We start from the raw sequence: 24532 nt of genomic DNA, 5'->3' as shown, positions 1-24532 counted from the left end.
CGGTGTTATACATTTATCTGGAAGCTGTTCTTTTTCAGCTTCTTATTGAATTTATACAAATCGGGGTGTCTGTTTTGTGCCCCTTCCCGTTTATTCCCGGTGTTAATGATGTATGCTGAGTCCAGTATTTTCCGTCTGAAATTGCGGCGGTCGATCGTGGTGTCCAGAATGCATTCGTATAGCTCATGCAACTCAGGCATGGTAAACAATTCATCCAGCAGCTCAAAACCTACCGGGAAATAGGCAATCTTTGAGCGGAGCCTTTGCAGGGCAATCTCAAAGATGGCATGATGATCAAAGCCCAGTTTGGGTAGTTCCTTGATATTGAACCAGGCCACGTCATTGGCCATATTACCGGCTGAAATAGCTACACGGGCAGGGTTCACCAGCGCATAATAGGCTACAGCAATGGCGCGTCCACGCGGGTCGCGTTCCGGTTCATCAAAGGAATACAGCTGTTCCATATAAACATCGTCCATTCCCAGCTTGGTTTTCAATACCCTCGAACAGGTATCACGGAAGCGTTCTTCCATTTGCAGGAAGGCCCCGGGCAGTACCCAACAGTCTTTAAACGGTTCTTCTTTCCTGTTGAGCAACAAGACGGCAAGCTGTTGTTTGCTATAACCGAATACGACCAGGTCCACTGCGAGGGAGGGGTTCTGATAACTGTGAAAGGCTTTCATGTTCAAGCTTTGTGTTATTCTGACGCAAAGATAAGGAATATTATAATATCAATTTCACAACTGCTGTCGGGATGCAGCAGGTTATTATATCTTCGTTGCACCAATGAAGGAAAGACGGCCTTTTATCATCCATGAAAATTTCGGTACCCTGTTTTATTCTTGTTAACCTCATCACCCACAAAATGTAAACCCATGAAACTTAGAAAAGTTAGATTCTCATTTTTAGCACTGGCTGTAATTCTTGGCGCCGGTTCGGCATTAGCAACCACTGTAAAAACAAATCCGCTTCGCGAGGCAACTCAATATTACTGGAATGGCAGCGGTTATGCTGTTGCTGGTGTAGAAGGATATGACTATGTATGCGAATGGTCACAATTCGGTACCTGTACATATGTATTTGACAGTGCTACTGGTACGTACAAAAGAAGTAAGTACGGTAAGATCTCGTTCCTGAGATAAAATATATTCCTCCTCTTGTTAGCCCCATCACCTGCAAAATCAAACCTATAATGAAAAAGTTAAGATTCTCATTAATGGCGGTAGCCGTTATTCTTGCTGCTGGCACTGCTGTAGCGACTAACATGCAGACAAAAGCTGCGAAAGCTGAAACCAAATATTTCAGATCCAGCAATGGCCAGTTTTATGAAGCTGGTATCAGAGACTATGATTACATCTGCGAATGGGCACATTTCACAATCTGTACGTATACGTTTGACAGTGTAAGCGGTACTTACAAAGAGAGTGAATCCGGCCGTATCCTGTTCCTGAGATAGGATAAGCACGATTGAAAGAAATTGAACAACGGATGAGCTGTCAGTAGCAACTCATCCGTTGATTTTCTGTTGTTTGCGTATTTATACGTAATAAAACAGGTGTTTTTGCACTTGATGGGAAAGGTTAATTAATGGAATTTTGGGTCATCAATTTCATTATTAACCACAAACCCCAAAAAAATGCGCAAACATCTATTGTTCGCAGGCGTAGCTGCGTTGGCTACTCTGTCCTTATTCTCCTGCAAAAAAGAACAGCAGGCAAACCCACAGTCATCTGAGAATTCCACGACCAATGCCGGCGGCAGGACGGCTGGTACTGATGAACTGGACGCTATCCTGAAAGATCTTTCTCCGGAAACCTACCTGTTAACCTGGAACGGTTTACCCGCAAACAATTACATCACCAAAGCAACTTACGGTACTTTATCTGACGAAACACAGTATTTCGGACCAGGTGGCCGTCCGCCATTCCCGGAACTGGCCAAAATCGGCTATGAAAAGATTCCGTTCAGGAAGATATGGATCAAGACCTGTCCTACCATGATCCCTTTTGAAGACATCGCCAAACGAGTTGGTGCACTGGCGCAGAAGGTAGATCCTAAACAGCTCTTTGATCTGGGTATATATGAAGTAGGTAAAGGACAACAGTTGCTGGCTACCAAAACCTTCCTGACAGCCGGTGCCCGTTTACAGCCCGATGTGGTAGATCAGAAAGTGATCGGTACAGCTTCACTCTCTAAATTCCGTTTATCCGTTCCTGCAGGTGCGTATCCTTACTTCACCCGTGGTTTCTATGGTACAGCAGATATCACCCAATTCCCTGCCGGCGCCCGTGTAACTGTTTACAATGGCCTGAAATGGGAAGATATCCTGAGAAAAAGGTTCCCCAACCTGATCGGTTGTTTCGATCCTGAAATCTTAAGAGATATCCGTAGCAAGTTTGCAAGATTGGATGCAAGGTTTGACAAACTCGCTATTGAAGAAGTAGCAGGTGGTGCGGTGATTGGTTTTTAAAATAATTGAGCATTAAGAATTAAAAATTAAGCATTGTATCTCTGAATATCCGTTCCCTCAACAAATAACCGGATATGAGTTGATATCCGACTGTTGTGAGAAAGGATGGAGCCAGTTCTTAATTTTTAATTCTTAATTCCTGATGTTCTCAATCTCTTTCTTATGCTTACAACTAAACAAACCTTCTGGCTTTTTGCGGCCTGTTTCCATCTCTCCGTGGTAGCATTGCATGCAGCACATCTGGAAGAGTGGACCAGTCATAAATCATGGTTGCTGAAAAAGATTACTGCTTACGGTGACTTCACCGGCAGTGGTAATATTTTCAGCTTCTTTGCACCACATATAGGGAATGAAATTGCAGTGGTATATACCCTTGGTGACGGGAGTCATCAGGAAGTGACCAGACTGGAAGGTCCTAATACCGAATGTAACCGCCGTATTCAGACCATCTACAATTTCTTTGGTATTGAAGAAGCGCAATCCCTGCTGGCAAAAAGTTGTGCGGCGTATATGTTACGCCAGCACCCGAATAGTAATCTGGTACGTGTAACCGTTATTGACAAACGTGTGCCGGCCATGGCGGCATTCCGTGCAGGCAGTCAGCCGAAATGGGAACCCTTCCTGGTAAAAGACTTTAGAGTAACCCGATAAAACCTTCCGTTATGATAAAACGTTTCTTTCTCGCTCCTTCTACCGGTGAACCACTGGCCTTTTTCAGGATTGCGATTGCGTTGTTAGGCCTTGTACAGGGCGGCTGGCTGATAGGCAGTGTTGCACTGTTATATGGCCCTGATGGACTGATCCCATGGTCCGTAAGCAGTGGTATTGTTGACCCTTATATGCCACAGTTATCATGGTTAAAACCACTTGCTGCGTTCACCGGCACGAGTGCCACAACATTGGTCTATGTACTGATGGGACTTTACCTGTGCAGTCTCGGCGCCCTGCTGATCGGAAAATTCACCCGCTATGCAGCATTTATTGCATGGGCCATCCAGTTTACTTTTATTAATACCGGTTTTATGGGTGCGTATGGGGTAGAGACATTTATGCACATTGCCCTGTTTTATTGCATCATTATGCCGGTAGGAGAAGTCTTTGCGTGGGATAAACTATCGCTGAATACCAAACCGGTGGAAAGTGAATGGAATACCTTGTCATTACGGGTATTGCAGATACATCTGTGTGTAGTGTATATAGCATCCGGCGCAGAAAAAGCAATGGGTATTCAGTGGTGGAATGGAGAGGCTATCTGGCAAACCCTTATGCAGGGACAATTTGCGCGTTTTGATATGCGTTGGATGGCTAACTATCCTTTGTTTGCAAAATTATTGTGCTGGAGCACACTGCTGCTGGAAACGGGCTATCCTTTCTTTATCTGGTGGCGCCGCAGCCGTCCCTATGGCTATGTGGCGATTGTGCTCTTGCATACCAGTATTGCCATCTTTATGGGACTGCAATTATTCTCTGCAATCATGATCATTTTCAATACCGCCGCCTTTGGATGGCCTTATCTGAAACAGGCTTATTACTCGCTGGTCCAGCCATTACGAGAGCGGAAAAAACTGCAGCGGGCAGGTATACTGGCTACACACGCATTTTCGCATGAGTTTGAGATGTAGTATATTCGGATAGAAGGAGAACTGCCCATGTTAAGGACCATACTCCGGGCAGACTTTATACTGGGTGGCGCAACAGCAATTGCTGGTCTGCTATTCAACAGCTGGTTATCCGGCTTTTTAGGTCTGCCTGCCGATCTGATTATCATCATTGCCATTGTAACGCTGGCCTATGCAATGGTCGCGTGTGTGCTCGCTTTTCAAAGAGAGCCTGTTATTCCTTTACTCAGGATCCTGATCTATGCCAATTGGGTATGGACACTGGTCAGCCTTGTGTTGTTAATCATGTATTATAAGGGCGCTTCGGCCTTCGGTGTGGCTTTTTTAGTGTTGCAGGTAGTGGTTGTCGGCGGACTGGCATGGCTGGAGGGCAGATGTCTCCGCCACCAGCCTTAGTTTTTTAGTCCTGCTATGATATTGATAGTCATCGCTACTATAAACGTATTCAGCAAAAAGGAAATTAAACCATGCAACAACCCTATACGGCGTAGTTTCCGTGCGCTGATCTCTACATCCGATACCTGAAATGTCATCCCTATTACAAAAGAGAAATAGGCAAAATCGAGGTAGTCCGGATGCTGCTCTTTTGTGAATTCCAATCCCCCCGCATGTTTCTTTGCATCATTTTCATCATCGTCATAATAGATATGTGCATAGTGGAAAGTGAACATCGTATGCACCATTGCCCATGACAGTAATATGCCGGCAACGGCTACTGCCACATATAATATTTTCCCTGTCTCCTGCGCTTCATCAGATAACATCAGTAATAATACCATCAGCATGCTGGCAAAACAGGCCAGTAAAATGACGATGAATACGAAAATGCGACTGCCATCCTCCGTACGCGCATATTTGCGTATTTCTTCTACGGAACGGCTGAAAATAACCACCCAGCAGGTGATATTGTAGACCAGCGCAAAGACGTCCCACAGCAACACCACCCGGATAAGGGGTGTCAGAGGTGCCGCCTGTGTAAGCAGAAATACGGCTCCGGCCAGACCGGCACTGATCAGTACGCGATGAATGGGATGCAATTTGACGAAAATGTTGTTTCTCATGGGGGAGCTGAATTGTCTTTAAAGGTAGCTTATTAACAATTAGTGCGCCAGTACGCCGCAGCATTGTCAGCTTTAGCCTATCTTTGCCGCATGAAGTTTGAGCAGTACCGTATTTCCGAGGAAATTAAGAGAAGTTTAGAAGAATTAGGCTTTAAACGTCCTACGGATATTCAATTTAAGGCAATCCCCTCCATTCTGAAGGGTGACGACGTATTGGCCATTGCACAGACAGGAACGGGTAAAACAGCCGCTTTTGCCATTCCTGTGTTGCATAAGCTGCAACAATACCATCCCCGGAAGACCAAGGGAGAGGTACGTTGCGTGGTGATGGTACCAACCAGAGAACTGGCTGTTCAGATCTCAGAAGTGTTTGAAAAACTGGCGAAATATACCAAACTCAATATATTAGGACTGCATGGTGGCGTAGATCAGGCGCCACAGCTGAAGAAGCTGGCGCAGGGAGTAGATGTGCTGATTGCAACGCCGGGTCGTATGTTTGACCTGATCAGTCAGGGCTTTATTGACCTGAGTCAGACCGGCATCCTGATCCTTGATGAGGCAGATCATATGCTGGACCTTGGGTTTATCAGAGACATCCGGGACGTGTTGAAACACCTGCCAAGGAGACACCAGACCCTGTTCTTCTCAGCTACGATAGATGAGGATATCAAAGACCTCGCTTATTCCGTCGTGAATAACCCTATCAGGATCCAGATTTCTCCGCAGGATCCGGTATCTAAGAATGTACAGCATGCAGTGGCTTATGTAGGAATGGACGACAAACGTTTCTTTCTGGAAAGACTGGTGAAAGAATTTCCGGAGAATAAGATACTCGTGTTCGTACGTACAAAGGTACGTGCAGAGCGTGTAGCTGCTGCAATGGAACGTGTGGGGATTAAATCCCTGACCATGCACGGCGGAAAGGAACAGGATAACCGTCTGCAGGTGATGGAAGAGTTTAAAAAGGGCGATATAAAACTGCTGATTACCACCGATGTGAATGCACGTGGTATTGATATCCCGGATGTGGAATATGTAGTGAATTATGACCTGCCTGATGTGCCGGAGAATTATGTACACCGTGTCGGACGTACAGGTAGAGGTGTGAAGAAAGGACAGGCTGTTTCTTTCTGTAGTGAAGAGGAAAAGCCGGTACTGGATGCTATCCAGCAATATCTCGGCAAAGAGATCACGGTGATGAAAATAGACAAGAATGATTACCGGGAAACCATCAGTTTCTCTGAAGATATCCCGAATGATAACTGGCAACTGCTCCTCGATGAGCACAACAAACATCAGGAGTTGCTGAAGAAGAAAAAAAAGAAAAAGAAGTAAACCGCATAAAGAGCGGTTTACTATTCCTTTCTCAGTTGGAAGGTCTTCCTGACAAGGGAATGTGCCAGATCTTCCATCTTTTTATAAGTTTCCGGAGAAATGTGGTAATAATGTGACTGGAATAAATTTCCTTCAAAGGACTCCTGCTTTTGAATGGAGAAACAGAGCGAAATAACCCGGAATACATCCTGCATATTCCTGTTTTCCACAATCCCTGCTTCCTTTAATATCCTGAATAAAGCTGCCAGCTCCGGCAGCGTCAGAGATGTCTGCAATTTGAAATTTTCAGGCAGGCTTTTGAACCGCTTTACATTGCCGGAAGAACTGCGTTTCAGTTTTACCTGCAGGTGTTTGCTTTCTACCTGTAACCATTCTTTTAATAAAGAGATGATAGAGGGTGCGTCCTGACTGTAGGCCAATCCGGTCTTTACAGGCAACTGACACAGCGTTTTATGGATAAATGACAGCAGGTCCAGCTGCGTATGTGCGTCCGGAAGTTCCATCAGCTGCTGACTGATATAGGAGGTGCAATAATGATAATAATCGGTGCTATTGTAATTAAGGGTGAACAACAATTGCTGTAATGACCCATGGTCGAGTGTGTTATCTTCTTTTGCCCAGTATTTCAGAAGCGCCTGTTGCAATTCGCGGAGAAAATCGAGCTGATAATAGTTCATCCTGTTGGGTGTCTGCGGATCAAAAGCATCATACAGGCCGAGGATCATCTGTTGTAATTCCCGGCAACTTTCATCCGTTTCGCCAAACCAGTTCCGGATGACGGAAAGACCGGGAGCGATGCGTTGCCGCATCAGTTCCCGGTACACGTTTGGCGTGATTGCCATTTTGTTATAGTAGCTGGCATAGGTAAACATGAGGTAAAGAATGAGGTCTTCCAGCTGGTGACAAAGATCATTGCAGAGGTAACGCCATTCGTCGTATGCTACAGGAGCAGCGGTTTCTACTTCGAGCCAGTTGAAAGGAACGTCATTGCAAAGCGCTGTGATCTTTTCCTGGCAGATGCTTACATATTTTCTGATAGTGGGTTCGCTGACGCCTGCGGCGAGGCATTCTTCAAAAGCGATGGTAATATCTTCTATTGCGGCAAGGGATTGTCTGTGCATAAAACTGGCAATTTCATAGGCGTCCGGATCGTTGGTTTGTGGAGGGTGCTGCAGGCTGTCCAGCAGCTGCTGCAGCGGTAACAATGGCGTTCGCATGATAAATTAGGAATTAGGAATGAGGAATTGTATGTGCAGGAAAAGTGGCCCGGGTATGTGAGCCAGGCCAATTGTCCTACAGCCGGGTCAACGATCAGCGTAATCGCGACGCTGAAGGAAACAAACGGTATGAAGCGCCGGATAAAACCTTTAAGTGGTTACAAGGGGAATTTATTTCTGTTAACCTCGCATTAACTTATTTGCGTTATGAAAGGCTTATCATTGCATCCTGATTGAATTTTTTTAGTCTGTATACATGTAGCCGGGCACTCCTGTCCGGCTAATTTCATGCTATAAGACTGATCAGGCTGTTTGCCCCGTTTTTTCTGTTTTCTCTTCGTGATATTCCTGTTCGGTATTGATGGACCAGATATTGTCTTTTCCCGTCTCACCAGCGATAATATTATCAACTGATACCATGGCGGTCAGCATAGAGTGGTCTGCATTATTGTACTTGTGCATACCATTTCTGCCTACCAGAAACAGGTTAGGGAAAGTGTTGACATATTGTTTTACCTCATCAAATCTTTCATAGGCGCCGAAGTAAGCGGGGTATGTTTTTTCTACGCGTAACACGGTAGAATCCAGCACATCACCTGCATTGGCAAGGCCTATTTTCTGTAATTCACGAATCGCGAGAGCGGCGATCTTTTCATCCGGCATCTTCCAGAAATCATCTGTTTCGTTGCAGAAGAATTCCATACCAACCCAGGCCGTATTGGGGTCTTTTACAAGGTATGGGCTCCAGTTGTTGAATAGCTGAAGACGGCCCACTTTTACATCTTTTTCCTGTATGTAGATCCAGGTGTCCTTTAGTTGGAGAGGCTTCCATTTACCGGAGCGTTTATCCTGTTCAGAAAGATTTTTCAACAGGATGCCTACGGTGATGAAGTCGCGGTACTGAAGACCAGCAGCTACTTCCTTTACATTTTGTGGTACATCAGCTTCCAGACTGGCGATGAGCTCTTTCACCGGCATGGTGCTGAAAAAATAGTCCCCTTTTAATTCTACAGTCTGGAGATCGTTCTTGTTAAAGGCCTCGATAGAAATTACTTTTCCATCCTGTGCGTTTACTGAAATGACGTCGTGATGCATGAGAATTGTACCGCCCATTTCCTGTACCTGACGGGCTACTTCTTCCCATAACTGACCGGGGCCAAGCTTGGGATAGAGGAACTGTTCGATCAGGCTGGTTTCGGTATCTTTCTGAGAAATGTCTTTTGATTTTTTCTTTTTCACGGCAGATTGTACTGCGTGTTGTATGGCTTTACGAATGCTGACACCTTTGATACGTTGAGCGCCCCATTCGGCGGGGATCTCATTACAAGGTACACCCCATACCTTTTCTGTATAATCTTTAAAGAAGAGGTTGTACAATGTTTTGCCGAAGCGATTGATCATAAAATCTTCCAGACTGTTTTCCGGTTTACGCGGAGATGCCTGGGCCTGTAAATAGGAAACCAGGATGGAGATGGTGGTGCCCACTCCCAGTTTCCTCAGTGTATCAAGAGAAAGTTGAATCGGATAAGTAAAGAATTTACGGAGGAAATAAATGCGGGAGAGCCGTTCCCTCACCAGCATTACCTTATCACTGTCATGGGAGGTGATACTTTCTCCCGGAGCTACCTGTCTGGATTTATTCTGGTAACTGATAGTGAATTGATCATTCCCGGTATCCTGCGCTGGTAGTATATTCAACCACCAGTTCATAACACGGTCAGACTTGGAAAAGAAGCGGTGGCCACCGATATCCATACGGTTACCTTTGTAATTAATGGTCTTTGAGATACCACCAATGTCGCCTGATTTTTCCAAAATGACAGGAATGATGTCTGTTCTTTTTAGTAATTCATACGCGGCTGTTAATCCGGCGGGACCGGCTCCGATAATAATGGCTTTTCTTTTTACAGGAGCTTCGGTATTGGTCTGTGGTATTAAAATAGGCTGATCCATGGGCTAACTTTTGGAGAGACTCTAAAATGGTAGTAACGCGATTTTCGTACCTTTCAAAGGTAGGAGAGGCGGTGAGAAGTGAACTTAGGAGATGAGGAGAAAAACTTTGGAGGGAAGGGAAAGGGGCTATAATGAAGAAAGCTCCATAAAGGAGCTCCCTGAAAACAATGCAAAATGAAGTTACATGCTTCTACGCAGCGCAGCAAGATTGCAGTTATAGTACTTTTCTACTTCACGTACCAGCTCGTCAACGGTTTTATACCCTGCCGTATGGGCAACATCTTTGAGCGATACGCACTGTTGCATTAAGCTGTTATATGCCAGCATCATTTTAAGCATATGAATAAAAGCATTGATACCAACGCTGAACTGGTGCCGGAAAGCAGTCGCCAGTTTTACGCCCGACATATCAAACATTTTTGCTATCTGGTCAGCAGTATGGGGTTGATGGGGATGTTCCACCATGTACTCAAAAATGTCGTGATAAAGGCGTGCCTGTGTTTCATTGGGGATCCTTACTTCGTCGGATATAGCATCCTGTTGCGCGAAGTTGAGAAAGAGATCCAGACAACAGCGTTCGAGATAATGCCGGGCCTGAGATTCAATATAACGGCAGGAAACAATGTTTTGGATCAGCATATTACAAACCGCGTTGATACGGTACGGTTTTTCATTAATGATGCTGGAGTGTTTTTGTAGTCTTTTATTGGCTAAGGACTGGAGTCCGGGGTAAGTCTGTACCAGCTGCATAAACGCAGATGGCAATATATTGATATGAAATGATAATATTTTCTGGCCGGCAAACATAGGCACCCGGTGCATATCCGCATAGAGGTTGAAAAGATTACATTGCTTTTCCTCTAAGGTAAATCCGTTGGTTTTGAAGGTCACAGCCCTGAGCGTATCTTCATACATGAAGTGCAGCGCCCAGAGATGAAACGGTGCATATGGGCAAAGCACAATGTCTTTGCGGGCAAAGACATCATGCAGCCACAATGAGAAAGGCCCTAACGGAACATGCTGTGAAAGCATATTGTAGTCGTTGTCCTGCTCATAGTATAAGCCAGCATAAGGTATGATAAGGGGCAGATATTCGGTCGGAATATATGTCGCAGGCAGATAGGACTGTTCGAGGCGGTCTATCAGTAGCAACTTGTTCTCTTCAAATAACGTCGGGTACATACATAATCGCGTTTTAACGGTCTCTTTTTGATTTTACACATGAGCTAAACAATATGCCAGACAGCAATGTACAACGGTTGATCTGGGCTGACTATATGAACAATGCTAAATTTGGTGCCGCTAATGTGATGCATTCCAAGGTGAAATGCCGCCACAACATTCACTATTTCTTTATGGAGCTAAGCTAATAAATTGAGAAGGGAAGTTGGTTAATGAGATGTTAACGAGTGTAAAAAAGTATTGACCGTAAGCCCGGAGAGGAATGAGTACACTTCTTCCAGATTACTCAGGATAAGGGCCGTCTCATTGCCCGGTATAGACGCAATATGCAGGCAGATACTATTGCCCTGTGTAACCGGCTCCTGCGCAGGATAACGCTCCCTCAGGTGTTTTTCATAATAACTCCAGGAACTGCCGTCAGGCACTATTAACTGAATATTACAGGTGTGCAGCGGATCCGTTGCACCAGAGGCAAATCCCGCCGTAATGGCAATGTCGGGAATAAACTGATCGTACGTAAGTTCAAGCCCCTCCATGTCCGACCATTCGTCATCCGTGGTAATAATGGTAATCGCCTGCTTCAATGCCTGTATACGCTTGCATTGTGTCTGTAGAATATGTTTGTTATATGCCTGATAAAGCTGGATTAAAGTGTCAATCTGGCCAGCATTGTCGTGGAAGAAGCCCGCCACGTCTTCAACAGGAAGCATATCGAAATTTTTGATAAAGTTGGTATAGTAATTCATCATAGCAGGGATGGTTTATACTAAACTAATAAATGAAAAATTAAAAGAAGTTAATACGAGGTTAATGTAAAGCGGCTCATCGAAAGATGAGCCGCTGAAGTATTCAGGTGTTAAACCACATGTTCATAGCTGATGCCTTCGCCGCTTTATTGCAACATGGCAGATATAGCTGCTTATTTTTTTATCTTAAATGCATAATAATCCTCCAGTGAAGTTGCCAGCTCAGTGGAACTCCTGAATCCGGTCGCCTCAGCAATGACTTCCAATGACCAGCTCTGCTGATGCAGCACGTTAAAAGCCATCATCATCTGTAACATGTGCCCGAAATCCTGAATAGAAATAGAATAATGTTGCAGAAATCCTTTTTCCAGTTCCGCAAACGGAATATCAAACATTAAAGCCAGTTCCGCCGTAGTGTAAGGCTTGTGCGGATGCTCCGCCATAAAGTGAAATAACTGCCGGTAAGCATCCTGATGCGCCAGACTGCTGAACAAAAATGGCTCATGCGCATGCGCCTCCTGTGTGGCAAAGTTTAATAACAGGTCCAGACAACAACGATAAAGAAAAAGATGCGCTTTCTTACCCATATATTTACAGGTAAGGATCTTCTGGATTAAATAGTCACACACCGGATTAACATGATGCGGATGCGCATTCAACGCACTACTTTGCGCAGGCATCGGCCGGGATAATAAGTCCCTTAATAAAGGATATTTCGCCGACAGTGCAGGCAGAAATTCCGGCCGGATGTTAATATGAACAGACAATACCTTCGTATTGTCCGCCATAGGAATACGATGCAGCCCCGGATACAGATTAAACAGATTACATTCCCGCTCCTCAAGTGTGTATGGCGGATTGTGATGGCCTTCCACCACCAAAGAATCTTCATACATGAAATTCAAAGTCCAGATATGATAAGGTGTATACGGTAATAACACCATCCTTTCCTTGGCAAATATATCATGCATCCATAAAGAAAAAGGACCGGCATTTACATGCTGTGAAAGAATTTCACAGGCAGCATCTTCACGGAAATATAATCCTGCATAAGGGATAATAAGCTTGAGATATTCCACCGGCAGACTACTAGCTGGTATGTAAGCTTGCCGGTTCTTCTCAATCAACAGTAGCCTGTTCGCTTTAAATAAGGTAGAACGCATATTGAGGATGGTTTACGGTCTGTAAGACAAATGCAAAACGCTGTCGCCCTTTTCGAATTGATAGTCTATTTTGACAATTGATTTTAAACGTATCAGGAATTTTTCCAGTTCTTCCCCTTTCTCCAGCCGGGAAGAATACAATTGCTCTCCCGCCGCTACATCATCCAATATCACCCTGATGCTGTAATTGCGCTCCATGACCTTGCTCACATCCCTTACAGATGTACCCTGAAATGAATAATATCCTCTCTTCCACGCCAGCGCCATAGCCGTATCCCCACTGAATGCCTCCGGTGCTTTTCCCGGCTGATAACTCACCGCCTGTCCGGGATCCAAAAGAATATTTCCATCCGCCGTCAACAGCTTCACCGATCCCGTTTCCAGCAACACCCGCTCCTGTGTACCCTCATAAGTATTCACATTAAAAGAAGTGCCCAATACCTCTACAACACTATTGGGTAGCTGTACCCGGAATGGTCTGTTCCCCTCTTTTGCCACCCGCAGATAAGCCTCTCCACTGATCCTGATATTCCTGTGATGCGCAAAAGCCAACGGGAATTCCAGTCTGCTCGCAGCATTCAGCATCACCTCCGTCCCATCTGGCAGCTGGACAATGTAGTCCTTGCCCGGTGGAACAATTATGGTAGCGAGCTGGGATTCGGTACCTCCACCGGACCAGGACAATTTTCCGCTTGTTGACCGGAAAATGTTCCCAACTGCCTTAAACTGCTGCTGCCCGCTGCCCAACTGGAAAGACCTTCCATCGGGCAGCTGCAGCATAACAGATTTGAGGGCAAAAGATGGGCCTGTGCCCGGCGAAACTGGCTTGAACGCCGGGAACAATAACTTATAGCATACTGAAGCTGTCAGCAATAACACCGCTGCCACACTCAGACTCGTTCGTGCCAATATTTTCCGGCGTTTACGTTCCCTGGCCACCCTTATGATCTGCGACAACGGAAGCGTATCCGGAAGGTCTTCACGCATGGATTGAATATGATCTCCGGTCAATCGCCTGTGCATCCTCAGCCAGATGGCATATGCATCAGGATTATTTTCCACGAGATCTTTGAGGGTGATACTGTCCTCGGGAGAAATGGTGCCCGCTATTTCTTCCAGTACCAATTGTTCAATGTATTCTGGATCTACCGGCATGATAATCCCATAAAGTGATAAACGCACTTATATGTAGTAACAGAAGGGAAAAAAGTACTGGGGAGAATCTAATTTTTTTCAAACGCTGACGTAAGACCTTCAACGCTTGCTGGACATGGTTCTTGACAGTCTGTACTTTGATATTCATGATATGCGCAATCTCTTTGCTGGTCTTTTTTTCTAAATAGGACATCTCAAATGCCTTTCTGGAACCCGGACTCATAAAAGACATCGCACTTTGTATCTGCTTATGAAGCTCTTTCACTTCCAATGGAGAAGTACCCGTTACAGAAGTCGTCATAGCAGCATACACCTGCTGCCTGTTCCGGAGACTGACCTCTTTTCGTATCAGATCGGCACAACGCTGCCGTATAGCCCCGATCAGATAAGTTTTAATGTTCGTCTTTATCTTAATGTTTGCGTGATTATTCCACATGTACACCAACACATCCTGTACCGCGTCTTTGGCAATGGTATCATCCTGCAACTGATATAAAGCATGCAGGAATAACAGGTCAACATAACGGTCATAAAGAATGCCAAAAGCAGCTTCATTCCCCTGTTGAAACAGTAAAAATAGTTCGTCTTCTGAACGGTTGATATTCAAAGGATTCATAATAAAGACTCTATTTTCTTTATGAGTAAAAGTATCTTAAACTGATATACGGTTGAGTTAACTCGTTGTTAAGGGAAAAAAAATATGAACGTGAGTACTTTTCCCCTTTTACAGCTACTTATAAGATAATAGCCACAACTTTTAATATGGGGATGCCCGAACGCGCAAAATGCAGTACGCTCTTCCTCCTGCTTTATACCTGTTGTTTGTTGCAGGTACACGCACAGCAGGAACAAGCCGGCATTTCCGTCAGTGGCCGGCAACTATCCCTCCAATACATCTTTACCCGCATTCAGGAACAAACAGACTATTACTTCAGCTACGGCGCAGACATCGACATTACCCGTACCATGGATGTCAACTTTAAACAAACGCCACTCCGGACAGTACTGAACACCATCCTCAAAAAAGATTATGCATGGCAATTCGATGGCCGCTCCATCAACGTCCGGAAAATCCGGCAAACACCCATACCCGGCCCGGCTGACAAACCCCCTCCCGACACCCCCAGACTCATTCAGGGAAAAGCACTGGATGAAACAGTGATTATTGCCTACGGCACCACTACACAGCGCTTTAATACCGGGAATGTAACCGCTATTAAAGCGGGTAGCATCGGCGGACAGTCAGGCACGAACCTCCTGCTCGCCCTGCAGGGCCGCGTACCGGGCCTGTTAGTGACGCAAACAGGTGGTATCGGTGGAATGGCTATGAAAGTGCAGCTCCGTGGTCAGAATAGCCTCGAAAATGGTACACAACCCTTGTTTATTATTGACGGTATTCCATATAACCCCACCCTCAGCGGCGGACTCGGTTCGCAGATATGGGGAGAAAAAGCATCCGCATTTAATTTTATCAATCCCGAAGACGTAGAAAGCATCGATGTACTCAAGGATGCAGATGCTACCGCCATCTATGGCTCCCGTGGTGCCAATGGCGTAATTCTCATCAATACCCGCAAAGGAAAAGCGGGTAAAACCCTGCTTAGATTCAACATAACCACCGGTATGACGCATACCGCCCGCTCCGTCCGCCTGCTGAACACAACAGCATACCTCGAAATGAGAAATGAAGCATTCAGAAATGATGGTGTCACTCCTACAGAACGCAATGCACCCGACCTGCTGAAATGGAATCCTGAACGCTATACAGATTGGCAGAAAGAACTCATCGGAGGTACCGGTAACATCACCAGCACGCAAGCCTCTATTTCTGGCGGCAGCAATAATTATCAATATTTACTAAGCGGCCACTACCGCCGTGAAACAATGGTATTCCCCGGTTCATTCGGAGATACTCGTGGCGGTATCCACTTCAGTACGAACGCAAATTCTACCGATCAGCGCTTTACAGCCACCTTTACCGGTAGCTTCCTTGCCGATAAAACGACTCTGCCGGGTTTTGATTTTACCAGCAGGATCATGCTGCCGCCTAATACACCCCCGGCCTACCTCGAAGATGGCAGCCTCAATTATAGCTGGTTAAATCCCTACATAGGATTAATCGGACCTCTTTTTAATGCGGATGTGAAAAATCTCCTTGCAAATATTGGCCTGCAATATCAGCTCCTGCCAGGCCTGATCCTAAAAACAAACATCGGCTATAACTGGCTCACCGGCCGCTCCATCTCTCTGACGCCACTAGCCATCTATGCGCCCGCTATACGTAACACCCGTACCGGTTCTTCCCAGCATTTTCACTACGAAGGAAGCTCCCGTATCATAGAACCACAGGCGACCTATACGCTGAACAAACACGACTGGCACCTGCAATTACTGGCCGGCGGTACCCTGCAGGGATACAACGAAAACCGCGATGCACTGTACGCAGATGGCTTTAAAGACGATGCCCTGTTAAGAAATATCTATTATGCCGATACCGTTTACGGTAAAACCGAACTATCCGCATACCGTTACCTTGCCTTATTTGGCCGGATGGGAATCCACTACAAAACCGCTATCTGCTCAACCTAAGTGTACGTCGTGATGGAAGCAGCCGCTTTGGCCCACGGAAACAGTTTGCCTCTTTTGGTGCAGCCGGTGCCGCATGGATATTCACGGATGAACGTTTCGCCAACAACCTGCGCAGCATCCTGAGTTTCGGTAAACTACGCGCCAGCTACGGAATAACAGGGAATGACCAGATAGGCGATTATCAATATCTTGGACAGTATAAGAAGGTAGACGGCACCTATCAGAACACTACCGGATTCCGCCCCGCCAGCCTTTTCAATGCAGATTTCGCGTGGGAATTGACGCGCAAATCAGAACTCGGACTCGATCTGGGATTTCTGCATGATAAAATCCTGCTGTACGCCAGTTATTACCTGTATCGTTCCAGCAATCAACTGGTGTCCTATCCGCTACCTGATATCACCGGCGCAGGCAGTATCATTGGTAATCTGCCCGCCGTCATCCGTAACAACGGATTGGAACTCGTGCTGTCCACACAACATATCCGGCATAACCACTTCGAATGGGCCTCCTCATTGAACATTACTTTCGGACGCAATCAACTCCTGCGTTATCCCGATCCTACCATTCCCATGCAGACATCCGCCGGATTCGTAGAAGGACAGGCACTCTCTCAGTTATACGTAGCCACCGCAATGGGAGTAGATCCGGCTACAGGTACCTACCTGTTTGCTGATGCGGATCATCATCCTGTGCCGGCAGATAAAGCCACAGAAAGTAAACCCGTAGATATGGCGCCCGTTTGGTTACGGCGGTTGGAACAATAACTTACAATGGAAGGGATTCGGATTGGAAATACTATTCCAGTTCGCCAGACAAAAAGGACTAAACACAACCTTCGACCCGAACTATATGCCCGGCTACCTGCAAAACCAATACGCAGTAGTATTGTCCAGATGGCAAAAACCGGGTGATATCGCAACGTGGCAGCGATATACACAGACGGGTAGCCTGCGGGACGGATATAGAAAAGCCATGGTTAGCGACCTCGGATATGTGGATGCCTCCTTTATACGGTGTCGCTACATGGAAGCCAATTGGTCATTCCCCGCCAGACTACTCCAACGCCTCCATTGCAGGAAGGAAAGATCTGTCTGCAGGGACAGAATCTGTTTACATGGACCGTTATAAAGGACTGGATCCTGAAACACAGTCAAGAACAACGCTGCCACCATTGCGGATGATCAGCTGCGGACTGAAAATAGCATTGTAAATCTATTATCATGAGACGGCGACAATTACTGTTTATCGGATGCCTGCTGTTATGTAGTTGTCGTAAACTACTGGATGTCGGTTCGCCGGTAGAATAACGTGACCAATAACTCGGCATTTAACTCAGACGTCACAGCAGCTGCTTTGATGACAGGACTATACTACGATATGAGCAGCGGAGGCGCCTTTATGGGTGCCAAGGAATCTCTTATCTCTGTGGATTATCCGCTGATGAATTCGGGCTGCAACAGGAAGAAGAACTGGCTGCATCGCTTTATAAAAACCAGATCCGGACAACAGACGTTCCTTCTGGCGCGTTCTGTACCAGTATATTTACCGTGTAAATGCCATAATAGAAGGCTTACATACAGCCACACGACTGACACCGTCATCCGACAACAATTGATGGGCGAAGCAAAATTTACCCGAGCTTTTTGCTACTTCTACCTTGTTAACCTTTTTGGAGATGTACCCCTCGCCATCAGTACAGATTACAAAGTAAATGCAACACTATACCGTAGCTCCGTCAGTAAAGTGTACGATCTGATCATTGCAGATCTGCAGGACGCCGGGGAATTACTTCGCATAGACTATCTGCAGGCCGACATGGTATCCGTAACACCAGATCGGGTGCGACCCAATAAATGGACCGCTGTCGCTTTAATGGCAAGGGTACAGCTATACCGGGAAAATTGGCAGGAGGCGATCAATGCCGCAACAAGGGTAATTGACAATCATGACCTGTATGACACAAGTAGTGTAACACAAGTGTTTCAACAGGCCAGCCGGGAGGCAATCTGGCAACTACAAACTGTTGATAAAACATTTACAGATGACGCAGCCCTGTTTATGCAGCAACGACCGGTACATATCAGCAATGATCTGCTACTGTCTTTCGAAAAAGGAGACCTTCGCAGGCAACATTGGTTGAGCGCACCAACGGCAACCAATATCCCGCTAAGTATAAAAATAGTGGTGAAACAGATGTACCCAGGGAAAATCTCGTCATGCTGAGACTGGCAGACATACCTGATAAGGGCCGAAGCCCGTCTGCAGACAAGCGATGGCAATGGGGCAAAAGCAGACCTGTATGTCATCAGATCCCGCGAGGATTACCCGCTATCGTTACTACAGATCCGGAGGAATTGATGCAGGTGATTCAACACGAACGCCGCATAGAACTATTCTCCGAATGGGGACATCGCTGGATGGACCTCAAACGCACACATCATGTCGATGACGTCATGAAGAAGGCCGCAATCGCCAAAGGCACAGATTGGGCGATCTACGCACAATGGTATCCCATCCCGCGGAGCGAAATCATATTGAATAAGCATCTTTCTCAAAACGAAGGGTACCATGATTAATCGCTATCTCCAAAGTCAGGTTTTCCCATCCTACATTTTTCCATTTTAGTGGTTCTACCTTTAGCGCAAACACTTTTGTTATGCATAAGGCCAGGTTTATCTTAATGATCATCGCCTTGTTGGCAATATTGGGAGGGATGATGTCTTTTAAGGCAGGAAAACGCCGTCAACTCAGTAACCTCTTCTATCCTACTACCGGAGATTTTACGCAGAATGGCGCTTCACGTAATCTCACATATGCCTACCTGGCGCCTTATCGTACATTTCGTACCGATATTTATGAATTTCCAATCAATGTTACCCGTCCGCTATATACGGGTACGACACAATCAACAACAACTGTCGGAGGAAGTTTTTATTTTATCACAGTTGTGACCGGTCCTATCTGGATTACCCTGAATGGTATCTATGACGACGCCGGTCAGTGAGCTTTCATCCAATCCGGCATTGGTTGGTCTCTGAGATAATAATCAAAGAACTGCTGTTGCCGGATGGTGAAATCCAGCTTGTCCGGATCCCGGAATAACTGATGCCCTTCATTCCGGTATTGCAGTAACCATACTTTCTTCTGTAAGCGACGTAAGGCCGTGTAGAGCTCTATACTCTGTGCGAATGGCACTGCATTGTCATTATCATTGTGCATCAGCAAAAGCGGCGTATTGACTGTATTGACCCGCATAACAGGTGAGTTCTTCAGATATAGGCGTGGTATCTCCCACGGCGGACTCCCCATCTTATTCTGACCCTGTTCGTACAATTGCTGCATCGCAGTGCCTGTCATTTTTCTGATAGCTCCATATCCGCTGAAAAGTCTGTCGGCCCGGCTGATGCCTGTGCTGCCGCAAACAATTGCGTATGTGTGATGACATAATTGGTCACATATCCTCCGAAACTATGTCCCTGCAAACCCATCTTGCCCTGCTGCACCCAATTGAATGCAGCAAGATATTTCGCTGCGCGGATCACCGCCCGGGCCGCACTGTTACCCGGATGGCGCTGCCTTGTATGGATATGCGGCACAAAAACGATATATCCGTTACTCACATACCAGGGAATATTTAAGGCTCCTTCGCTTAAACCCGGTACCAGATACCTGTGCAGATAATCTTTACTGCCCTCATAGTAGTGAAAGATGACTGGATACTTTTTGGCCGGATCAAAATCCTGCGGTTGATAAAGCAGGCATATTTTGTCAGTGTAACTTTTAACCAGTTATAGCGGTCTTCCGGATGCACCTTTGTCAATGTAGTGAAATGCCGGAAATCCGTCGTAGCCAGCAGATCCGGCCCCGAAGCCCCGCTCATACCCGCCACCAGATAAAGACAGGTGTCCTTTGCTTTTACAGGCACATATTGATCCAGCGGATAATCCGGCATATAGAAAAGACGGTCTTCCATTACACAGGCACGCAGTACTCCCTGTTCCCTTTTCCAGAAGCCATTTGCTTTGGTATGGGTGTTAAAGACGGCGAAAATGTCAGGATAAACCTGCCGGAATACCAGCCGATGCCGCTTCCCGTTTGTCAACCTTACCGGTCGCCGCACGCCGGAAGGATCTGCCTGCCAGACATCGTTTTCGCTGTGAATAAACACGCTGCTATCTCCGGCCGACCAGCCAGCTACTCCGATGCCCTTTATCAGCTTACGGATATACCCTGCAGCAATTTCATAACTGTAAATAGATTTCGTGCTATGATCATACCAGGTCATAAAACGCTCATCAGGGGAGATGGACGGCTGTAATAACAGCTTGCTGGTATTCGCAGTGATCATTTTTTGTACACCTGTATGGGTATCGACTAAGTACAGGGTATTGGTTATTTGCTTGTTCCAATAGTACTCCTGATGATTCAGGCTGTTTTGTATGATAATATATCTCCCTCCACGCTGCCACACAATCTGTGTGCCGGGCGGATTAACAGTAAATGATGTCCCGTCAGCCAGACAGTAGTTAATCGTAATCGGAATGGCCGGCGGTGTTTGCAGATAATAATCCTGATAACTCCATATACGGAGTTTTTCCACTTGCGCCGGGGCTGACAATGGCAATTGATATTGCAGATAGCTACCATCACCGGAGAATTGTAATCCTCCGGCACATGACCCTTGCAGAACAATAGCGCTATCCATCCCGGGATGATAATACCGCAGCACATTCCCTTCGGTAAATGCCAGCTGTCGTCCGTCAAATGCGGATTGACCTGCGACGCCATGCCACATGAAAAGGGTACGTCCACTCACAAGGTCTACCCAGCGTAGGGTGTCTGTTTCCTGTAACAACAGCTGATCTTGTGTGATAGTATATGCCATTATTCCCGGCAACTGCCGCAGACGATCATCTGTAAACATATACAACGTATCGCCGGTAACTGAAACAGGAAATGTTTGGCGGCAAAGGTCGGATTGAAGCCATGAGCGAAGACGCGGGAGATATGCCCGTCAAGGGCGTGGTAGCATAAAGTATCCCCTGTAGCCGGACTCCCATACTGGTACCAGCAGTAGTGACCATCATCCCGGATGCCATATCGCGGAGATAGCGTGGTCCAGGTCCGCCAGCTATCATTACTGAGGACTGGCTTTTGCGACCAGACCACACCGGACAACAGCAAAGCAATAATATGAGTCTGTAGCAGGTTAACACGGGAGCATTTTTGAGCGTTCCCCATAAGTTAGTATTTAACCATTAACTTTAAAGCGGATCAAAAATATTCTCTATCTCCAAACTGTTGAATCGATCTCTCAGTTTAAATTCCTGCATATTATGAGAATGCAATTTAAGAGATACGTATACCTGGCAATGTTCACCATGCTGCTACAGTTCATTGTCTTCAAATATTTCTATCCGTTTCCCAACTTCATGCAGGACTCTACAATTACCTGCGTAGTGCTGAGGCGAATGTGGATGCGAATATGTGGCCGGTAGGTTATGCAAAGCTGATCCGCATAGTAGGTTTTTTTACACATACTGACACCGTACTGGTTTTTATACAATATTGCTTTTATCATATCTGTGCGCTCTATTTCTTTTATACACTACCGACCTGACATGCCTGCATCATTGGACACGCCGCATTATATTTTGTATGTTCTCAATCCGGCCTACTATACCTGAGTAATTACATTACCAGTGATGTCTATTTTATTGGCATCAGTCTCGTGTGGATATCTCAGTTGTTCCGACTGGTATATCAACCTTCGAAGTGGCTATTGGCTGCACATTTATTGGTATTGCTACTGGCATATACCGTGCGCTACCATGCATTGATTTATCCGGTCATCAGTATCACTGTCATTGTATTCTGCCCGTTCTCTCTACGGGTAAAAATTGCCAGCGGCATGATCATGGCGGGTATGATCGGTGGTTTTATGATATACACTACAACCGTGAATCAGCAGGTGATGGGGACCCGGCAATTCTCCGCCTTTAGCGGATGGCAGATGGCAAGTAATGCAGTGTAGCTTATGCCCATATGCCGGAAAGACCCACTCTGCATGTTCCTCCGCAGTTTGCAGCCGTGCATCCTGTAGTAACACATTATCTGGATTCATTGCAGCAGATACCGGCTTCCTCCCGGCCCGATGGATGGCCGATGATGGCATTTTCTATGGGATCCGGGGTCGCCTTTGCAGCCCTCTCCTGATGCAGTGAATATTGCAGATAATGCAGTCCATCTCCGTCAGATGGCTGCCATAGCACCCTTGTACAATGATTATGGTAAATACCTGATCAGTCAGTATCCTGTACAATATTTTCGTTATTATCTGTTACCCAACTTTTTTCAATACGCTTATCCACCATAGAGAACCTGGCCGTGTACAACGATGGCCGTGATACGGTATGGCCGGTTGCACAGGCCTGGTTCAGGTATCCTTCCAATAAAGTCTACACCCGATCTGCTGCACGGGAATTGGTCATCTTCAATTGTTATCCCGCTTTGATGCTCTTTGTTATCCTGTTTTTATCTCCGGATGGATTGCCTACTATCGGGTAGGAGGCCCCATTCGCAGATATCAGATTCCGCAGCGCACTAAGGATCGGTACATTTTACTGGATTGTACACTATGGTTTTAGTACGCTGGCATCTCCGGTTGTGTTACGATACCAGTTGCTAAACATAATGTTGGGCGTGGTATTTGGCCTGATGCTATGGCAGCTAACCATTTTGCGTATCTACCGGACTCGAAAATGTCTATCAATATAACTTCGCCGGCTTTCAGCTGTTATCTTTATCGTAGAAACTGACCGACAGAAATATAAATAAACGCTCCGGTGCCTGCGAGCCAACAGAGGTAATTATTTCAAGCACGGATGGTTTTTTCCCTTTGACTGGTATAATACCGGTAGATTGCTGGTGGAGCCGGAATGTGACTTGTTCGAAATCTATTTCAGCTGCGCCAATCCTGACCTCAAAATCAACGACATCCTTTGGAGTGCTTTTCGTATTATATTAGGATTGATCATAGTACAGTGGAAGTAATAGGTGTCATCCCGCATGCTGAAATCAATCAGGCTGCAGTCTGATGTAAAAAGCTCCTCCTGAACAGTGCCGGTAGTGAGTCCGATACCACCCGACAACTGCAGATGTTCCCGTTTGATAGTGCGTTGTCCGGAGGCGACTCCTTGTCCGCCTTTATGATCTGAAAAAATCGTTTAGTCAGCATGGTATGCGGGTCCTGTCATGAACAGGCTGTTGCATGCTTTCCATAATACTTCTTGTTATTTTGGCCGATCTGGCAGCCAATGTGAAATCTTTCCAGTTATCGCGAACGCGCTGGAATCTTTTGTCGTTGTGCAGCGTTTCTTTCGAATGCTGCGTACTTTTTTATGACGTGTCTGTTTTCTTTAGATGTTTTCATGAGTGATTTTTTTATTGTAAAAATATTGCCGCTTGTCCTGCGTGTTTTGTAGAAATGAGATCTTGTTAAACATTTCACGAAAACGACTTCTGATATCAGACCATAGCGTTCTTCAAGATGTGTTGAATATAAACTTGATGTAGCATGAGTGATCATGCCATGTTCAATGAAAAGATCGTATCTGGCCAGTAATATCTGTGCATCACCTTTGCAGGAAGTGCCATAATGCTGTACATTGATTTCTTTACCAAGATCATCAAAACAGAATGACGGGCATGTGTTTTTTCGTATGAAAGCTGTTGTATGTGTAGCGCGTTATTACCTCTGTACCGACTTGCCGAAATCGAACGCGATTTTAGAACAGCTATATATATTATATCATAGACGGAGTCGTCAGATAGCGCATGAGCTGCATGAGCTGTGTTTTTCCTGATCCGATTGGCCCTGATAGAAAAATGCCCTTGTTGAGATTTATCTGACATTGTGCTGCAACATCTTCATCTCTTAACATCCATGCAACAATTGGTACAATGATGGGCAGGTCTTCTTTGTACAGCCGGAAATGCAGTCCAAAGCGTTCCTGTCCTTTTTGCTGCAATTGTTGCAG

29 protein-coding genes are annotated in these 24532 nt (G+C 45.9%); 15 read left to right on the top strand and 14 right to left on the bottom strand.

Annotated elements, in window-relative coordinates; translation table 11 throughout:
- Window positions 1-5 precede the first annotated feature (5 nt).
- The gene (locus tag FEF09_RS25930; RefSeq protein ID WP_146307802.1) at window positions 6-683 is read right to left on the bottom strand and encodes an NUDIX hydrolase; all 678 of its coding nucleotides are present in this window, start codon (window positions 681-683) and stop codon (window positions 6-8) included.
- Window positions 684-875: 192 nt separating this feature from the next.
- Between FEF09_RS25930 and FEF09_RS25925 the strand changes: the two genes are divergently transcribed.
- From FEF09_RS25925 to FEF09_RS25900, 6 genes are all read left to right on the top strand, one after another.
- Window positions 876-1142 (top strand): hypothetical protein, encoded by a 267-nt coding sequence (locus FEF09_RS25925; RefSeq protein ID WP_146307801.1) that lies wholly within the window; start codon window positions 876-878, stop codon window positions 1140-1142.
- A gap of 50 nt (window positions 1143-1192) precedes the next feature.
- Window positions 1193-1456, top strand: a complete 264-nt coding sequence (locus FEF09_RS25920) for a DUF6520 family protein (RefSeq protein WP_143087760.1) — start codon at window positions 1193-1195, stop codon at window positions 1454-1456.
- Window positions 1457-1636: 180 nt separating this feature from the next.
- On the top strand, window positions 1637-2470 hold the full coding sequence (locus tag FEF09_RS25915; protein ID WP_146307800.1) for a hypothetical protein: 834 nt from the start codon (window positions 1637-1639) through the stop codon (window positions 2468-2470).
- A gap of 162 nt (window positions 2471-2632) precedes the next feature.
- Complete coding sequence (locus FEF09_RS25910; RefSeq protein WP_146307799.1) at window positions 2633-3121, top strand: hypothetical protein; 489 nt, start codon at window positions 2633-2635, stop codon at window positions 3119-3121.
- An 11-nt stretch (window positions 3122-3132) separates the two neighbouring features.
- Complete coding sequence (locus FEF09_RS25905; protein WP_146307798.1) at window positions 3133-4092, top strand: HTTM domain-containing protein; 960 nt, start codon at window positions 3133-3135, stop codon at window positions 4090-4092.
- Window positions 4093-4119: 27 nt separating this feature from the next.
- On the top strand, window positions 4120-4485 hold the full coding sequence (locus tag FEF09_RS25900) for a hypothetical protein (protein ID WP_146307797.1): 366 nt from the start codon (window positions 4120-4122) through the stop codon (window positions 4483-4485).
- Here the strand turns inward: FEF09_RS25900 and FEF09_RS25895 are convergent.
- On the bottom strand, window positions 4482-5150 hold the full coding sequence (locus FEF09_RS25895) for a DUF1345 domain-containing protein (protein ID WP_146307796.1): 669 nt from the start codon (window positions 5148-5150) through the stop codon (window positions 4482-4484). The genes FEF09_RS25900 and FEF09_RS25895 overlap by 4 nt on opposite strands.
- A gap of 90 nt (window positions 5151-5240) precedes the next feature.
- Between FEF09_RS25895 and FEF09_RS25890 the strand changes: the two genes are divergently transcribed.
- Window positions 5241-6485 carry a DEAD/DEAH box helicase gene (locus FEF09_RS25890; RefSeq protein WP_146307795.1) on the top strand — a complete coding sequence of 415 codons (1245 nt, stop codon included), beginning with the start codon at window positions 5241-5243 and terminating at the stop codon, window positions 6483-6485.
- 20 nt (window positions 6486-6505) lie between these two features.
- Here the strand turns inward: FEF09_RS25890 and FEF09_RS25885 are convergent, their stop codons facing one another.
- The 7 genes from FEF09_RS25885 to FEF09_RS25855 form a co-directional block, all read right to left on the bottom strand.
- Window positions 6506-7702 carry a hypothetical protein gene (locus tag FEF09_RS25885; protein WP_146307794.1) on the bottom strand — a complete coding sequence of 399 codons (1197 nt, stop codon included), beginning with the start codon at window positions 7700-7702 and terminating at the stop codon, window positions 6506-6508.
- A 303-nt stretch (window positions 7703-8005) separates the two neighbouring features.
- Window positions 8006-9655 (bottom strand): NAD(P)/FAD-dependent oxidoreductase, encoded by a 1650-nt coding sequence (locus FEF09_RS25880; RefSeq protein ID WP_146307793.1) that lies wholly within the window; start codon window positions 9653-9655, stop codon window positions 8006-8008.
- Window positions 9656-9835: 180 nt separating this feature from the next.
- Window positions 9836-10837, bottom strand: coding sequence for an AraC family transcriptional regulator (locus FEF09_RS25875; protein WP_146307792.1), 1002 nt, complete (start codon window positions 10835-10837; stop codon window positions 9836-9838).
- Window positions 10838-11046: 209 nt separating this feature from the next.
- Window positions 11047-11586 carry a hypothetical protein gene (locus FEF09_RS25870; protein WP_146307791.1) on the bottom strand — a complete coding sequence of 180 codons (540 nt, stop codon included), beginning with the start codon at window positions 11584-11586 and terminating at the stop codon, window positions 11047-11049.
- A 170-nt stretch (window positions 11587-11756) separates the two neighbouring features.
- Window positions 11757-12746 (bottom strand): helix-turn-helix transcriptional regulator, encoded by a 990-nt coding sequence (locus FEF09_RS25865; RefSeq protein ID WP_146307790.1) that lies wholly within the window; start codon window positions 12744-12746, stop codon window positions 11757-11759.
- A 12-nt stretch (window positions 12747-12758) separates the two neighbouring features.
- A complete protein-coding gene (locus tag FEF09_RS25860) occupies window positions 12759-13901 on the bottom strand; it encodes a FecR family protein (protein WP_146307789.1) in 1143 nt (380 codons plus the stop codon).
- On the bottom strand, window positions 13876-14517 hold the full coding sequence (locus FEF09_RS25855; protein ID WP_146307788.1) for an RNA polymerase sigma factor: 642 nt from the start codon (window positions 14515-14517) through the stop codon (window positions 13876-13878). Before FEF09_RS25855 ends, FEF09_RS25860 begins: the two co-directional genes overlap by 26 nt.
- A gap of 152 nt (window positions 14518-14669) precedes the next feature.
- Here FEF09_RS25855 and FEF09_RS25850 point away from each other — a divergent pair, with 152 nt between their 5' ends.
- The 6 genes from FEF09_RS25850 (at window position 14670) to FEF09_RS25825 (ending at window position 19497) form a co-directional block, all read left to right on the top strand.
- Window positions 14670-16490 (top strand): TonB-dependent receptor plug domain-containing protein, encoded by a 1821-nt coding sequence (locus tag FEF09_RS25850; protein WP_186774533.1) that lies wholly within the window; start codon window positions 14670-14672, stop codon window positions 16488-16490.
- Between the two features lie 278 nt (window positions 16491-16768).
- Window positions 16769-17257, top strand: a complete 489-nt coding sequence (locus FEF09_RS35015) for a TonB-dependent receptor (RefSeq protein ID WP_146307786.1) — start codon at window positions 16769-16771, stop codon at window positions 17255-17257.
- A gap of 143 nt (window positions 17258-17400) precedes the next feature.
- The gene (locus FEF09_RS25840) at window positions 17401-17703 is read left to right on the top strand and encodes a hypothetical protein (protein WP_146307785.1); all 303 of its coding nucleotides are present in this window, start codon (window positions 17401-17403) and stop codon (window positions 17701-17703) included.
- 98 nt (window positions 17704-17801) lie between these two features.
- Window positions 17802-18716, top strand: coding sequence for a RagB/SusD family nutrient uptake outer membrane protein (locus FEF09_RS25835; protein ID WP_146307784.1), 915 nt, complete (start codon window positions 17802-17804; stop codon window positions 18714-18716).
- The gene (locus FEF09_RS25830) at window positions 18710-19069 is read left to right on the top strand and encodes a RagB/SusD family nutrient uptake outer membrane protein (protein WP_146307783.1); all 360 of its coding nucleotides are present in this window, start codon (window positions 18710-18712) and stop codon (window positions 19067-19069) included. Before FEF09_RS25835 ends, FEF09_RS25830 begins: the two co-directional genes overlap by 7 nt.
- 80 nt (window positions 19070-19149) lie before the next feature.
- Complete coding sequence (locus FEF09_RS25825; protein ID WP_146307782.1) at window positions 19150-19497, top strand: hypothetical protein; 348 nt, start codon at window positions 19150-19152, stop codon at window positions 19495-19497.
- Here FEF09_RS25825 and FEF09_RS25820 read toward each other — a convergent pair.
- Genes FEF09_RS25820 through FEF09_RS25810 form a run of 4 tightly spaced genes read right to left on the bottom strand, consistent with a single transcriptional unit; the run spans window position 19491 to window position 21734 of the window.
- Complete coding sequence (locus FEF09_RS25820) at window positions 19491-19835, bottom strand: alpha/beta hydrolase family protein (RefSeq protein ID WP_186774532.1); 345 nt, start codon at window positions 19833-19835, stop codon at window positions 19491-19493. The genes FEF09_RS25825 and FEF09_RS25820 overlap by 7 nt on opposite strands.
- A gap of 11 nt (window positions 19836-19846) precedes the next feature.
- A complete protein-coding gene (locus FEF09_RS31015) occupies window positions 19847-20113 on the bottom strand; it encodes an alpha/beta hydrolase family protein (protein ID WP_186774531.1) in 267 nt (88 codons plus the stop codon).
- 29 nt (window positions 20114-20142) lie between these two features.
- Window positions 20143-21417 (bottom strand): hypothetical protein, encoded by a 1275-nt coding sequence (locus tag FEF09_RS31010; protein WP_186774530.1) that lies wholly within the window; start codon window positions 21415-21417, stop codon window positions 20143-20145.
- Window positions 21378-21734 carry a hypothetical protein gene (locus FEF09_RS25810; protein ID WP_146307779.1) on the bottom strand — a complete coding sequence of 119 codons (357 nt, stop codon included), beginning with the start codon at window positions 21732-21734 and terminating at the stop codon, window positions 21378-21380. The genes FEF09_RS31010 and FEF09_RS25810 overlap by 40 nt, the downstream gene beginning before the upstream one ends.
- A 541-nt stretch (window positions 21735-22275) precedes the next feature.
- Between FEF09_RS25810 and FEF09_RS25805 the strand changes: the two genes are divergently transcribed.
- Both FEF09_RS25805 and FEF09_RS31005 read left to right on the top strand, forming a co-directional pair.
- Entirely contained in the window at window positions 22276-22527 is a 252-nt protein-coding gene (locus FEF09_RS25805; RefSeq protein ID WP_146307778.1) for a hypothetical protein, read from the top strand.
- An 11-nt stretch (window positions 22528-22538) separates the two neighbouring features.
- The gene (locus tag FEF09_RS31005; RefSeq protein ID WP_186774529.1) at window positions 22539-22709 is read left to right on the top strand and encodes a hypothetical protein; all 171 of its coding nucleotides are present in this window, start codon (window positions 22539-22541) and stop codon (window positions 22707-22709) included.
- Between the two features lie 1589 nt (window positions 22710-24298).
- Here the strand turns inward: FEF09_RS31005 and FEF09_RS31000 are convergent.
- A partial coding sequence (locus FEF09_RS31000; RefSeq protein ID WP_222597150.1) for a hypothetical protein occupies window positions 24299-24532 on the bottom strand: 234 nt, incomplete at its 5' end.

The organism is Chitinophaga pinensis, assembly GCF_007896845.1.
Lineage (GTDB): Bacteria > Bacteroidota > Bacteroidia > Chitinophagales > Chitinophagaceae > Chitinophaga > Chitinophaga pinensis_C.
Note: the sequence above shows the minus strand (reverse complement) of the source record. Positions and strands in the feature narration are given on the sequence as shown.